General features: G+C 70.0%; 14 protein-coding genes. 8 read left to right on the forward strand and 6 right to left on the reverse strand.

The window, feature by feature from the left end:
• Nucleotides 1-50: 50 nt before the first annotated feature.
• Both ppgK and AWZ10_RS08720 read right to left on the reverse strand, forming a co-directional pair.
• Nucleotides 51-797 (reverse strand): polyphosphate--glucose phosphotransferase, encoded by a 747-nt coding sequence (gene ppgK / locus AWZ10_RS08715; RefSeq protein WP_046710055.1) that lies wholly within the window; start codon nt 795-797, stop codon nt 51-53.
• 140 nt (nt 798-937) lie between these two features.
• On the reverse strand, nt 938-1948 hold the full coding sequence (locus AWZ10_RS08720; protein WP_107084714.1) for a 4-hydroxy-3-methylbut-2-enyl diphosphate reductase: 1011 nt from the start codon (nt 1946-1948) through the stop codon (nt 938-940).
• 375 nt (nt 1949-2323) lie between these two features.
• Here AWZ10_RS08720 and xseA point away from each other — a divergent pair, with 375 nt between their 5' ends.
• The 3 genes from xseA (at nt 2324) to AWZ10_RS08735 (ending at nt 4591) form a co-directional block, all read left to right on the forward strand.
• Nucleotides 2324-3592 (forward strand): exodeoxyribonuclease VII large subunit, encoded by a 1269-nt coding sequence (gene xseA / locus AWZ10_RS08725; RefSeq protein WP_060890802.1) that lies wholly within the window; start codon nt 2324-2326, stop codon nt 3590-3592.
• Between the two features lie 10 nt (nt 3593-3602).
• Entirely contained in the window at nt 3603-3884 is a 282-nt protein-coding gene (locus AWZ10_RS08730; RefSeq protein ID WP_046707514.1) for an exodeoxyribonuclease VII small subunit, read from the forward strand.
• Nucleotides 3885-4000: 116 nt separating this feature from the next.
• The gene (locus tag AWZ10_RS08735; RefSeq protein WP_046707489.1) at nt 4001-4591 is read left to right on the forward strand and encodes a malonic semialdehyde reductase; all 591 of its coding nucleotides are present in this window, start codon (nt 4001-4003) and stop codon (nt 4589-4591) included.
• A 121-nt stretch (nt 4592-4712) separates the two neighbouring features.
• Here the strand turns inward: AWZ10_RS08735 and AWZ10_RS08740 are convergent, their stop codons facing one another.
• Entirely contained in the window at nt 4713-5231 is a 519-nt protein-coding gene (locus AWZ10_RS08740; RefSeq protein WP_078935577.1) for a DUF4245 domain-containing protein, read from the reverse strand.
• A 125-nt stretch (nt 5232-5356) separates the two neighbouring features.
• Here AWZ10_RS08740 and glpX point away from each other — a divergent pair, with 125 nt between their 5' ends.
• Complete coding sequence (gene glpX / locus AWZ10_RS08745; protein ID WP_046707491.1) at nt 5357-6391, forward strand: class II fructose-bisphosphatase; 1035 nt, start codon at nt 5357-5359, stop codon at nt 6389-6391.
• Nucleotides 6392-6556: 165 nt separating this feature from the next.
• Here glpX and AWZ10_RS08750 read toward each other — a convergent pair whose 3' ends face one another.
• Both AWZ10_RS08750 and AWZ10_RS08755 read right to left on the reverse strand, forming a co-directional pair.
• On the reverse strand, nt 6557-6934 hold the full coding sequence (locus AWZ10_RS08750; protein ID WP_041669242.1) for a WhiB family transcriptional regulator: 378 nt from the start codon (nt 6932-6934) through the stop codon (nt 6557-6559).
• A 174-nt stretch (nt 6935-7108) separates the two neighbouring features.
• Nucleotides 7109-7831, reverse strand: a complete 723-nt coding sequence (locus tag AWZ10_RS08755) for a DUF1707 SHOCT-like domain-containing protein (RefSeq protein ID WP_046707492.1) — start codon at nt 7829-7831, stop codon at nt 7109-7111.
• Nucleotides 7832-8123: 292 nt separating this feature from the next.
• Here AWZ10_RS08755 and AWZ10_RS08760 point away from each other — a divergent pair, with 292 nt between their 5' ends.
• Nucleotides 8124-9788 (forward strand): fumarate hydratase, encoded by a 1665-nt coding sequence (locus AWZ10_RS08760; protein ID WP_046707493.1) that lies wholly within the window; start codon nt 8124-8126, stop codon nt 9786-9788.
• Between the two features lie 186 nt (nt 9789-9974).
• Here the strand turns inward: AWZ10_RS08760 and AWZ10_RS08765 are convergent, their stop codons facing one another.
• Nucleotides 9975-10673, reverse strand: a complete 699-nt coding sequence (locus AWZ10_RS08765) for a hypothetical protein (protein ID WP_060890803.1) — start codon at nt 10671-10673, stop codon at nt 9975-9977.
• A gap of 13 nt (nt 10674-10686) precedes the next feature.
• On the opposite strand from AWZ10_RS08765, the gene AWZ10_RS08770 reads away from it, so the two are divergent.
• From AWZ10_RS08770 to fomD, 3 genes are all read left to right on the forward strand, one after another.
• Nucleotides 10687-10872, forward strand: a complete 186-nt coding sequence (locus tag AWZ10_RS08770) for a hypothetical protein (protein WP_046707495.1) — start codon at nt 10687-10689, stop codon at nt 10870-10872.
• Complete coding sequence (locus AWZ10_RS08775; protein WP_046707496.1) at nt 10865-12250, forward strand: class II fumarate hydratase; 1386 nt, start codon at nt 10865-10867, stop codon at nt 12248-12250. Before AWZ10_RS08770 ends, AWZ10_RS08775 begins: the two co-directional genes overlap by 8 nt.
• Nucleotides 12251-12364: 114 nt before the next feature.
• Entirely contained in the window at nt 12365-13057 is a 693-nt protein-coding gene (gene fomD / locus AWZ10_RS08780) for a cytidylyl-2-hydroxypropylphosphonate hydrolase (RefSeq protein ID WP_046707497.1), read from the forward strand.
• Nucleotides 13058-13673 lie beyond the last annotated feature (616 nt).

Genomic DNA, 13673 nt, shown 5'->3' on the forward strand with positions numbered 1-13673 from the left:
CGGGCACCGAGGCCTCCGGCACAGCCGCGCCGCGCCGCCCCCCGGGGGTACTAGCCGGCCTTCGCGGCCCTCATCGCCGCGCCCACGATGCCCGCGTTGTTCTGCAGCTGGGCCGGGACGATCTCCGCCCTGACGCCCTCGATGAGGTGGAGGAACTTCGAGGACTTGCGGCTGACTCCGCCGCCGATGATGAACAGCTCGGGCGAGAAGAGCATCTCCACATGGGCGAGGTACTTGGTGACGCGCTTGGCCCAGTGTTCCCAGGTCAGCTCGTGGTCGTCCTTGGCCTTGGTGGAGGCGCGCGTCTCGGCGTCGTGGCCGTGCAGCTCCAGGTGGCCCAGCTCCGTGTTCGGGACGAGGACGCCGTCGGAGAAGACGGCACTGCCGATGCCCGTGCCGAAGGTGAGCAGGATGACGGTGCCCTGACGGTCGCGCCCGGCGCCGAACTGGACCTCGGCCACGCCCGCCGCGTCCGCGTCGTTCACCACGGTCACCGGCAGGCCACCGATCCGCTCGCTCAGCAGGGCGCGCGCGTCGACGTCGATCCAGCTCTTGTCGACATTGGCCGCCGTGCGGATCGTGGCGCCGCCCGTGACCACGCCGGGGAAGGTGATGCCGACCGGGCCGGTCCAGCCGAAGTGGTCGACGACCTCCTTGACCCCGTCGGCAACCAAGTCGGGCGTCGCCGGGTGCGGGGTCAGCACCTTGTGCCGCTCGTCCGCCAGGTCGCCCAGGTCCAGGTCCACGGGCGCGCCCTTGATCCCGGAACCACCGATGTCCACGCCGAAGATGTGCATGGCCCTACGTTACGTCGTGCGACAGACCGTCACGTTGCCGAGGTGTCCGGCCGCCGCCGGGTGCCGGAATCCTCACGTCCTGGAACGCGTACGGCCCCGGAACCTTCACGTTCCGGGGCCGTACGCGGGTGTTCAGACGGTCAGGCGCCCTGGCCGGTGCGCTCGGCGACCAGGGAGGCGGCCTCCTCGCGCAGGTCACGGCGGAGTTCCTTGGGCAGGGAGAAGGTGATCGACTCCTCGGCGGCCTTGACCAGTTCGACGTCCTCGAAGCCCCGCTGGGAGAGCCATTCCAGGACCTCTTCGACGAGGACCTCCGGCACGGAGGCGCCCGAGGTGACGCCGACGGTCTCCACGCCCTCCAGCCATGCCTCGTCGATCTCGCTCGCGAAGTCCACGAGGTAGGCCTCGCGGGAGCCGGCGAGCTTGGCGACCTCGACGAGCCGGACCGAGTTGGAGGAGTTGCGGGAGCCGACCACGATGACCAGCTCCGCCTCGGCGCCCATCTGCTTCACGGCGAGCTGGCGGTTCTGCGTGGCGTAGCAGATGTCGTCGCTGGGCGGCGAGACGAGCAGCGGGAACTTCTCCTTGAGCGCGCCGACCGTCTCCATCGTCTCGTCGACTGAGAGCGTGGTCTGGGAGAGCCAGACGATCTTGGACGGGTCGCGGACCTCGACCTTGGCGACGTCCTCGGGGCCGTCGACCAGCTGGATGTGGTCCGGCGCCTCGCCCGAGGTGCCGATGACCTCCTCGTGGCCCTCGTGCCCGATCAGGAGGATGTCGAAGTCCTCGCCTGCGTACCGGATCGCTTCCTTGTGGACCTTGGTGACCAGCGGGCAGGTCGCGTCGATGGTGGCGAGCTTGCCGCGCGCCGCCTCGTCGTGGACGGTCGGGGCCACGCCGTGAGCGGAGAACATGACGATGTTGCCCTCGGGGACCTCCTCCGTCTGTTCGACGAAGATGGCGCCCTTCTTCTCCAGCGTCTGCACGACGTACTTGTTGTGGACGATCTCGTGGCGGACGTAGATCGGGGCCCCGTACTGCTCCAGGGCCTTCTCGACGGCGATCACTGCACGGTCGACACCCGCGCAGTAGCCGCGCGGGGCGGCGAGGAGGACACGGCGGCGGCCAGGCGAAGCGGTCATGCCTTCCATCGTAGGGGGTTCCCCGCGGGGGGCTCCGCCGGTGGGAGCGCGCCAGGGGGCGGGAAGGTCGGTTCGTCGGCGGGCGCGGGTCCGGTGGGGGCTGGTCGCGCGGTTCCCCGCGCCCCTCAAGGACCAGCCCCTCGCGCCCCTCAAGGACCAGTCCCCTGCGGGCCTGGAAGGCTACGGGCCCGCCAACCTGCAAGGCCACGGGGCCGCGGGCCCTCAAGGCGACGGGTCGGGTCGAGAAGCATGGGGCGCAGCCCTTGCTTTTCAGGGGCGCGGGGAACTGCGCGAGCAACCACACACCACCAGCGCCCGCCAACGCACAGGCACCCACCGAGCTCTTGGGCGGCCTTGTCGGCGCCCCCCGCTACGCTCGGCCGCATGGCTCTCAACACGTCCGCCGAATCCCCCCTCCCCGTCGGCGAGGTCTCCCGGCTCATCGGCGGCTGGATCGACCGGCTCGGTGCGGTGTGGGTCGAGGGGCAGATCACGCAGTTGTCGCGGCGTCCGGGCGCGGGCGTCGTGTTCCTCACGCTGCGGGACCCGTCGCACGACATCTCCGTCGGCGTGACCTGCTACCGGCAGGTCTTCGACGCGGTGGCCGACGTGGTGACCGAGGGCGCGCGGGTCGTCGTCCTGGCGAAGCCGGAGTGGTACGCGCCGCGCGGGCAGCTGTCGCTGCGGGCCACCGAGATGAAGCCGGTCGGGGTCGGTGAACTGCTGGCCCGGCTGGAACAGTTGAAGAAGTCGCTGGCCGCGGAGGGGCTGTTCGCGCCGGAACGGAAGAAGGCGCTGCCCTTTCTGCCGCAGCTCATCGGGCTGGTGTGCGGCCGGGCCTCCGCGGCCGAGCGGGACGTGCTGGAGAACGCCCGGCGCCGCTGGCCGGCCGTCCGCTTCGAGGTGCGCAACGTCGCCGTGCAGGGTGTGCACGCGGTGCCGCAGGTCGTGCAGGCGGTGAAGGAGCTGGACGCGCTGGACGGCGTGGACGTCATCGTCGTGGCGCGCGGCGGCGGCAGCGTGGAGGACCTGCTGCCGTTCTCCGACGAGCAGCTCGTACGGGCGGTCGCGTCCTGCCGTACGCCGGTCGTGTCGGCGATCGGGCACGAGCCGGACACCCCGCTGCTGGACTACGTGGCGGACCTGCGCGCGTCCACCCCGACCGACGCGGCCAAGAAGGTCGTGCCGGACGTGGGCGAGGAGTACGAGCGGGTGCGGTGGCTGCGGGACCGGGCGCGGCGGTGCGTGGAGTCGTTCGTGGAGCGGGAGGAGCGGGGACTCGCGCATGCTCTCGCGCGCCCCTCGATAGAGGATCCGCACCGCATGGTCGACGAGCGTGCCGACCATGTGGCCTCGCTGCTCGACCGGGGCCGCCGCTGCCTCGGGCACCATCTGGACCGTGCCGTCTCGGAGTTGACGCACACGCACGCGCGCGTGGTGGCCCTCTCCCCCGCGGCGACGCTCCAGCGGGGGTACGCGGTGCTGCAGAAGGCCGACGGGCATGTGGTCCGCGCGCCCGGCGAGGTCGGGCCGGAGGAGTCGTTGCGGGCGCGGGTGGCCGAGGGCGAGTTCGTCGTCCGGGTCGACGGGCCGGGGACGGCCGGAGGAACAGAGCCTGTCGGCGGAACCGGGACTGTCGGAGTGGACGCATAAGGTGGGCCGCATGACCAGCAACGTGAGCGAGGCCGACGGGACGACCGGGGCGGCCGGGGCCTTGGAGGCCGACCGCGCCCTCGGGTACGAGCAGGCGCGGGACGAGCTGATCGAGGTCGTCCGCCGGCTGGAGGCGGGCGGTACGACGCTGGAGGAGTCTCTCGCGCTCTGGGAGCGCGGCGAGGAGTTGGCCAGGGTCTGCCGCCGCTGGCTGGACGGGGCGCGGGCGCGGCTGGACGCGGCGCTGGCGGAGACCGCGCAGGACACGGAGGGGGACGGCAGGGCCGGGTGACCCGTGCCCGCACGGCACTGTGAAGCGGATCACCGCACCCCACTTTTGGTTGAAACTTGAACTTCCGGCGCGTACGGTCGGGGACGTACACCCCACATCGCCACGAAGGTTGCCTCATGTCCCTCGTTCTCGCCCCCGCCGCCCAGGACCTGCTGTTCCGCGAGGCCCACACCGCGAACACGTTCACCGACGAGCCGGTGACCGAGGAGCAGGTCCAGGCGATCTACGACCTGGTCAAGTACGGCCCGACCGCCTTCAACCAGACCCCGCTGCGCATCGTGCTGGTCCGCTCCGCCGAGGCCCGTGAGCGTCTGGTGCCGTACATGGCCGAGGGCAACCGGGCCAAGACGGCCACCGCCCCGCTGGTCGCGATCCTCGCCGCGGACAACGAGTTCCACGAGGAGCTGCCGACCCTGTTCCCGGCGCTCCCGCAGGTCAAGGACCTCTTCTTCGCCGAGCGCGCGGCCCGTGAGTCCGCCGCCGGTATGAACGGCGCCCTCCAGGCCGCGTACTTCATCATCGGTGTCCGCGCCGCCGGCCTGGCCGCCGGTCCGATGACCGGCTTCGACTTCGCCGGCGTCCAGAAGGAGTTCCTGGACGACGACCACACTCCGCTGATGGTCGTCAACATCGGCAGGGCCGACGAGGGCGCGTCCCACCCGCGCTCCCCGCGCCTGGACTTCGACCACGTCGTCACCACGGTCTGATCCCCGCCGCAGCCATGACGAAGGGCCCCGGCGACCACTTTCCCTCCAGTGGTCGCCGGGGCCCTTCGTGCTTGCGAGGCACGCTCATACGGCCGCACTCGACGGGCTCACGCTCCGCGCGTCACTCGGTCCTGAGGGCCTCGGCCATCTTCGTCAGCCCGGCGAACGACGCGGAGCCCGCGACCACGGTCGTGGAGCCCGAGCCCTCCAGGACCAGGGCGTCGTAGCGCTCGCCCTCGTACCGGGTCCAGGTCTTGTCGCCGATCTCCTGCTCGGTCCCGGTCTTCTTCGCGTCCTGGGTGGCGTCCGCGATGAACCGGGACGGCTTCTCGGTGGACTGTTCGACCGCCACGTACTGACCGTCGGGGTCGTGGAAGCCGAGGTGCCAGCGGTCGGACTCGTCGCCCCGGAAGCGGACCGAGGTGGCCTTCCAGGTCTCGGGCAGACCCACGGGCGCAGCCACCGCGTAGGAGGCCGCGCGGCGCGCCGTCAGCAGTTCGACGCGGTAGTCGACGCGCTTGGGCTCCTGCTCGGTCTCGTCGTGCGGGATGAAGAGATAGATGACCCCTGCCGCCAGCACGATGAGCCCCAGGGAGAGGACCATGTCGCGAACGCTCTGCTTGCCTTTCGTACCTGCCACGCCCTCATCGTCGCAGGTGCACCGGTCCGCTCATCCGTGGGGTCCCCTGCTCATTTTGTCGGACTGACGATAGAGTCGGGCCGAACCCTCATCCGGCCGTCGTCGTATCAGAAAGGTGCGCTCCGATGACCGAGAATCATCAGCTGCCGTCCGAACTCGAAGTTCCCTCCGAAGCCCCCGACCGCAACCTCGCCCTGGAACTGGTCCGGGTGACCGAGGCGGCCGCGATGGCGGCGGGCCGCTGGGTCGGCCGCGGGGACAAGAACGGGGCGGACGGGGCCGCCGTACGCGCCATGCGGACCCTCGTCTCCACCGTGTCGATGAACGGTGTCGTCGTGATCGGGGAGGGCGAGAAGGACGAGGCCCCGATGCTCTTCAACGGCGAGCGCGTCGGTGACGGCACCGGCCCGGAGTGCGACATCGCCGTGGACCCGATCGACGGCACCACGCTGACCGCCAAGGGCATGACCAACGCGATCGCCGTGCTCGCGGCGGCCGACCGAGGCACGATGTTCGACCCGTCGGCCGTCTTCTACATGGACAAGCTGGTCACCGGGCCCGAGGCGGCCGACTTCGTCGACATCGACGCGCCGATCTCCGTGAACATCCGGCGGGTGGCCAAGGCGAAGCGGTCCGCGCCGGACGATGTGACCGTGGTCATCCTGGACCGGCCCCGGCACGAAGGGATCATCAAGGAGATCCGGGAGGCCGGGGCTCGGATCAGGCTGATCTCCGACGGCGATGTCGCGGGCTCGATCCTGGCGCTGCGCGAGGGCACGGGTGTCGATCTGCTGCTCGGTGTGGGCGGTACGCCCGAGGGCATCATCTCGGCCTGTGCGGTGAAGTGCCTCGGCGGCACGATCCAGGGCAAGTTGTGGCCGAAGGACGACGCGGAGCGGCAGCGGGCGATCGACGCGGGCCATGACCTCGACCGGGTGCTGACGACCGACGACCTGGTGTCCGGGGAGAACGTGTTCTTCGTGGCGACGGGCATCACCGACGGTGAGCTGCTCCGTGGGGTGCGGTATCGGTCGGAGACCGCGACCACCGACTCGATCGTGATGCGGTCGAAGTCGGGGACGGTGCGGCGGATCGACTCGACGCACCGGTTGAGCAAGCTGCGGGCCTACAGCTCGATCGACTTCGAGAAGGCCAAGTAGCTCCGCCGGCTGGGCAGGGGGAGCTGGGGGCTGCGGTCAGTTTGGGCCGTGGGTTCGTCGTGGCCGATCGCGCAGTCCCCGCGCCCCCGAAAAGCGCAGCCGACCGGCGCCGGAAAGGCGCCCTCTTGTGCGGAGAGGGCGCCTTTCTCGTGCGTATCGGCGGTGTCAGCCCGCCGCCGCTATCGTCCCGTTCGCCCTCGCCGCCTTCTGCAGTTCCACATCCCGGCGACGGCGGCGGGCGAGGACCACTCGGCGTTCCGCCGCCGTCAGGCCGCCCCAGACTCCGTAGGGCTCGGGTTGCAGGAGTGCGTGTTCGCGGCACTCGACCATGACCGGGCAGCGGGCACAGACGCGCTTGGCGGCTTCCTCTCGGGAGAGCCTGGACGCGGTGGGTTCCTTGGAGGGGGCGAAGAACAGCCCGGCCTCGTCACGCCGGCACACGGCCTCCGTGTGCCACGGGGCGTCCTGATCCCTGTCCCGCACTGGCACCCGCTGGGGCGGAACAGCAGCGACCTGCAGGGACGAATGCGGCGGATGCAGCACGGTCTACTCCTGACGACGGCTTCGCGAGCGAGAGACGATGCAGCAAGGCCTACCCGCTGTGCGCGGGCCTATGCACTGAGTCCCGATCCGCTGGAATTAGCCGTCAACACCGTGCGCCCACAACCGGACCGGATCCCTTCGGGTGGTGTCCGGGCGTGGTCGAATTCACAAGCGTCAACGATCCAGGTGCTTGCGCAAATGATCGTCCACCTTGCGGGACACGTGGTCGGTGACCCGGCCGAGGAGGTCGGCGATCACCTTGCCCCGCTTGGGCCTCGCCTCGATGCTCCCGAGGACGGCCAGTCCGTCCACATAGACCACGGGGGCATCGGTCTCGCCCGAATCCAGCGCGTCCACCTCGAAGTTGCCGAGGATGCCGCCGCCGCTGCCGCGCAGTGAGACGTTCTCCGGGACGCGGATCTCGACGCTTCCGAAGACCGAGATCGCCTTGATCATCACCTGGCGGTGCTCGAAGAGCGCCTCGCTGAGGTCTATCTCGACGCTGCCGAATATCGCGTACGCGTGGATGCGCCGGCCGGCCCGCCAGCGGCCCTTGCGCATCGATGCGCTGAAGACGGCCACCAGGCGGTCGTCGGGGTCGATCGGGATGGCGCCCGGTGTCGGGCGGTTGGGCACGGAGGACACGGGCGGCACATACGCCCGCGCCGCCCTGCGGGCCTGGCCGGCCGGCAGGTCCCGTACGAAGACGTCCAGCTCACCCACCGTCTTGGCGGCGAGCACGCCCTCGACCCGCTCGGAGTGCTCCTCCGCGGTGAGGCGGCCCTCGGCGAGGGCGTCGCGCAGGAGGTCGGCGATCCGGTCGCGGTCGGCGTCGGAGGCGCGCAGCTCGGCAGAGGACAACGGCGGTTCCTGGGTGGGGCGCTTCTGTAGGTCCACGACAGCAGATTACCCACTCGCGATAGATCGCGACCAGGGGTGTGGACAACTCGTGGCCGCCGAACTGAGCCTTACCTCACAAGCCCGCCCTCCCGGGCAGGTTCTACGCTGGTGAGCGCTGCCGATGGAGGCCAGCCGCCGGCGAGTGAGCCGATTGGGCGCGCCTGTGCGGACAGCCCGAGCGCGCGACAGGCCCGAAGGGCCGGGCACGGTCGGGCTCCCCGCACGGGCTGTGGCGCCCCGGAGGCGAACCGAGCCTGGAAACAGCCTGTCTAGTAAGGAATGGGCACCGATGCCTGAGTTCGAGTACACCGATCTGCTCCCCATGGGAGAGGACACCACCCCGTACCGGCTGGTGACCTCCGAGGGTGTCTCCACCTTCGAGGCCGACGGGCGCACCTTCCTCAAGGTGGAGCCGGAGGCGCTGCGCAAGCTGGCCGCCGAGGCGATCCACGACATCCAGCACTATCTGCGGCCGGCGCACCTGGCGCAGCTCCGCCGGATCATCGACGACCCGGAGGCGTCGAGCAACGACAAGTTCGTCGCGCTCGACCTGCTGAAGAACGCGAACATCGCGGCCGCCGGTGTGCTGCCCATGTGCCAGGACACGGGTACGGCGATCGTCATGGGCAAGCGTGGGCAGAACGTGCTCACGGAGGGCGGGGACGAGAAGGCCCTGTCCAAGGGCGTCTACGACGCGTATCTGAACCTGAACCTGCGCTACTCGCAGATGGCTCCGCTCACCATGTGGGAGGAGAAGAACACCGGCTCCAACCTGCCGGCGCAGATCGAGCTGTACGCCACCGACGGCGGCGCGTACAAGTTCCTGTTCATGGCCAAGGGCGGCGGGTCGGCGAACAAGTCGTTCCTGTACCAGGAGACGAAGGCCGTTCTGAACGAGGCCTCCATGATGAAGTTCCTGGAGGCGAAGATCCGTTCGCTGGGCACGGCCGCGTGCCCGCCGTACCACCTCGCGATCGTGGTGGGCGGTACGAGCGCCGAGTACGCGCTGAAGACCGCGAAGTACGCCTCCGCGCACTACCTGGACGAGATCCCGGCCGAGGGGTCGCCGCTCGGGCACGGGTTCCGGGACAAGGAGCTGGAGGAGAAGGTCTTCGAGCTGACGCAGAAGATCGGTATCGGCGCGCAGTTCGGCGGCAAGTACTTCTGCCACGACGTGCGGGTCGTCCGGCTGCCGCGGCACGGCGCCTCGTGCCCCGTCGCGATCGCCGTGTCCTGCTCGGCCGACCGGCAGGCCGTCGCGAAGATCACTGCCGAGGGTGTGTTCCTGGAGCAGCTGGAGACGGACCCGGCGCGGTTCCTGCCGGAGACGACGGACGAGCACCTGGACGAGTCCGACGTCGTACGGGTCGACCTCAACCAGCCGATGGACGACATCCTCGCCGAGCTGAGCAAGTACCCGGTGAAGACGCGGCTCTCGCTGTCCGGGCCGCTGGTCGTGGCGCGGGACATCGCCCACGCCAAGATCAAGGAGCGGCTCGACGCGGGCGAGGAGATGCCGCAGTACCTGAAGGACCACCCGGTGTACTACGCCGGCCCGGCGAAGACCCCCGAGGGGTACGCGTCCGGTTCCTTCGGTCCCACGACCGCCGGGCGCATGGACTCGTACGTGGAGCAGTTCCAGGCGGCGGGCGGGTCCAGGGTGATGCTGGCGAAGGGGAACCGGTCGCAGCAGGTCACGGACGCGTGCGGGGCGCACGGCGGGTTCTACCTGGGCTCGATCGGCGGGCCCGCGGCCCGGCTCGCGCAGGACTGCATCAAGAAGGTCGAGGTCGTCGAGTACGAGGAGCTCGGCATGGAGGCCGTCTGGAAGATCGAGGTCGAGGACTTCCCGGCGTTCATCGTCGTCGACGACAAGGGCAACGACTTCTTCAAGGACCCGGCGCCGGCGCCCACGTTCACGTCGATTCCGGTGCGGGGGCCGGGGTTGGCGTAGAGGTAGTGGGTTCGGGGCGGTAGGGGTGTTGTGCCCCGGCCGCCCCTACCCGTCCCGTCACCAGGGGCGCTGTCCTTCGGCCCCGGACCGTCCCGGGGCTTCGCCCCCAGCCCCCGGTGTCGCCCTTCGGGCTCGTCCTCAAACGCCGGACGGGCTGAGATGCGGCGCACGGACCTCGCAGAACGGTTACGCGAGCTTCTTGACCTGCGCCTCCACGACCTCCGCCGGGAACGTGAAGTCCTTGCCCGACGCGGCCGAGGCCAGGTTCAGGGCGGTGACGTAGCCGACGGTGCCGCCCTCGCGGAAGACGACGACCTTCATCGGGATCTTCGTGCCCTCGGCCTCGCTGAGGAAGTTGAGGGCGATCGCCTCGTCGGCTCCCTCGGGCGCGGTGTCCGTGGAGACCTTGGTGACTGCCTGGGCGGTGCCGTCGGCCGTGACCTCGAAGCCGTCCGCGCAGGCCTTGGCCGAGGTGGCGAGGGACTTCATCACGGTTTGGGCGGCCGTGCCGTCGTAGGAGGTCAGACGGAGCAGGGTGCGGGTGGCGTCGAGGCCCGAGACGTCACCGCTCTTGGCGGCCTCGGCGGGGTCGATCTTCTTCTGCGTCTCGCGCTGCACGGTCGCGGCCGGCTCGTCGACCACGGAGCCGAGCATGGCGTACGCGACGGGCGCGCACGCGTCACTGCCCGGCTCGATGTCCTTCCGGTCCACGGTGGCGGTGGGCTCGGTGACCTTGTGGCCCTTCACGTCCCCGTCCTCCAGAACCACCTTCTCCAGGTCCGCGGCGGAGAGGGCCTTGCCGCCCGAGTCGCCCTCTCCCCCGCTCTCACCGGAGTCCGAGCACGCGGCGAGCATGGTCAGGGACAGTGCGGCGACACCGGCCACGCAGGACCGGCGTATGACAGCGCTTCTCAATGCACGTTCCTTCTTCGACACTTCATTCGACATTGCGTTCGACGATCGGCTCGTCGCGGTGACCGTACTGCACGTCACCGACATCGGCGTGCGGAATTTCACGCTCACCCTCACGGGGTACGGCCGGGAACACCACGCCCGGTCCGGACGCTGTACCGGACATGAGTGACTACCGCGTCGAACACGACTCCATGGGCGAGGTCCGCGTGCCGGCGGACGCCAAGTGGCGGGCCCAGACACAGCGGGCGGTCGAGAACTTCCCGATCTCGGGGCAGCGCATCGAGCGCGCCCACATCGAGGCCCTGGCGCGGATCAAGGGCGCCGCCGCGACGGTCAACGCCGAACTGGGCGTGCTCGACAAGGACATCGCCGAGGCGGTCCGGGAGGCGGCCGCGGAAGTGGCCGAGGGGCGCTGGGACGAGCACTTCCCGGTGGACGTGTTCCAGACCGGGTCCGGGACCTCGTCGAACATGAACACCAACGAGGTCATCGCCACGCTGGCGAGCGAGCGGCTCGGCCGGGACGTGCATCCGAACGACCACGTCAACGCCTCACAGTCGTCCAACGACGTGTTTCCGTCGTCCATCCACATCGCCGCCACCGCCGCCGTCACCCGTGACCTGATCCCCGCGCTGGAGCATCTGGCCTCGGCCCTGGAGCGCAAATCGGCGGAATTCGCCGATGTCGTGAAGTCCGGCCGTACACATCTCATGGACGCCACACCGGTCACTCTCGGCCAGGAGTTCGGCGGCTACGCGGCCCAGGTGCGGTACGGCGTCGAGCGGCTGACGGCCTCGCTCCCCCGGCTCGCCGAACTGCCCCTGGGCGGTACGGCGGTGGGGACCGGCATCAACACGCCGCCCGGGTTCTCCGCCGCCGTCATCGCGGAGGTCGCGCGGGTCACCGGGCTGCCGCTCACCGAGGCCCGGGACCACTTCGAGGCGCAGGGGGCGCGGGACGGGATCGTCGAGACGTCCGGGCAGCTCCGCACGATCGCCGTGTCCCTCACCAAGATCGCCAACGATCTGCGCTGGATGGCGTCGGGGCCGCGGACCGGCCTCGCGGAGATCTCGCTCCCGGACCTCCAGCCCGGTTCATCGATCATGCCCGGCAAGGTCAACCCGGTGATCCCGGAGGCCGTCCTCATGGTCGCCGCGCAGGTCACGGGCAACGACGCCACGGTCACCACGGCGGGCGCGTCCGGCAACTTCGAGCTCAACGTCATGCTGCCCGTCATCGCCAGGAACGTCCTGGAGTCCGTCCGGCTGCTCGCCAACGTCTCCCGGCTGCTCGCCGACCGGACCGTCGACGGAATCGTCGCCCACCGGGAACGGGCCCGCGAGTACGCCGAGTCCTCGCCGTCCGTGGTCACCCCGCTCAACAAGTACATCGGGTACGAGGAGGCCGCGAAGGTCGCCAAGAAGGCGCTGGCGGAGCGGAGGACCATCCGGGAGGTCGTGCTGGAGAGCGGGTACGTGGAGCGCGGCGACCTGACCCTGGAGCAGCTCGACGAGGCACTGGATGTCCTGCGGATGACACGGCCGTGACCGGACGGCGAGTTCAAGCCGTCATGGGTGTCGCGCGGGTAACCGATTCCCGCCAAGGCGTGAACCATGACCGGTACCGCAGCGTCATATGCGCATGACACCTAATATCTGCGCATGGGAGACGACGGAGTGGTGAGACGAGCGGAAGCGGGCGGATCGGCGGAGTTCTGGGAGCCCGGGAGTCAGATCCTGTGGCGCTACCGGGAGAACGGCGGCGAACGCTTCCATATCGCGCGCCCCGTCACGGTCGTACGCGACGACGAGGAACTGCTGGCCGTGTGGATGGCACCCGGTACCGAGTGTGTACGGCCCGTGCTGGCGGACGGCACCTCGCTGAACTCGGAGCCCCTGGACTCCCGGTACAAGAAGCCTCGGAGTGTGCGGCTCGGCCGCTGGTCCGGCACCGGGGTGCTGAAGCTGGCGCGGCCGGGCGAGCCCTGGTCGGTGTGGCTGTTCTGGGAGCAGGGTTGGCGTTTCAAGAACTGGTACGTCAATCTGGAGACGCCGCTGGCCCGTTGGGACGGCGGTGTGGACTCCGAGGACCACTTCCTGGACATCTGCGTGTACCCGGACCGGTCCTGGAACTGGCTCGACGAGGACGAGTTCGCGCAGGCTCAGCAGGACGGCCTGATGGACGCGTCGGCGGCCGAGCGGGTCCGGGAGGCGGGTCGCTCCGCGGTGGAGGTGATCCGCGCGTGGGGCCCGCCGTTCTCGGACGGTTGGCAGCACTGGCGCCCGAATCCGGCATGGGGAGTACCGTCTCTCCCGGACGACTGGGACCGTACGCCCGCGCACTTGGCCTCATGAGACCCTTGATGCGCCCCCGGTCCGCAACCGTAGGATCGTCCTCCGCAAGAGTTCACAGGGGCAACTCCCGCAGTCCGGGCAAGGCTTGACCGTACGTCACCGAGGGGCGGCAAGACGTGATCAAGGGGTACGAGGGTTACACCGGGACGAGCCGGAGACGGCACGACGGACGGGCAGTACTGTCGTTCCGCGCGCCCGCCGGTACCGTGTGTGGCACAGGAACTGCCTCTGACCACGCGGGAATTCCGTTCCCAGGACACGTAATCCGGGTATCGGCCTTTCTGCGGGACGAAGTATCGGGTTTGCGGGACGCACTGCGCACACAACGCGCAGTCCCGGACGGATGGATTCGACACGCGTGACGGAGCACCCCACCTCGCACGAGCGCCCTCAGAGCGCCGCAGGCCCCACGGATCCCCGCGGGGCGCTCCTGCGTACCCAGGAGCCAATGCGCACCACGCCCGCCGCGGCTTTACCCGCTCAGGCACGCACGGGTGACGCGCAGGCCGATCCCGGCACCGCGGCCTCGTGCGCGAAGAGCGGACAGGCCCCCTCGGAGCACGCCCAGCCGGCGCTCTCCGCGCACTCCCAGCCCGCGGCCACCGAGCCCGATCCC

Source organism: Streptomyces europaeiscabiei, assembly GCF_001550375.1.
In the GTDB taxonomy this organism is placed as follows: Bacteria; Actinomycetota; Actinomycetes; order Streptomycetales; family Streptomycetaceae; genus Streptomyces; species Streptomyces europaeiscabiei.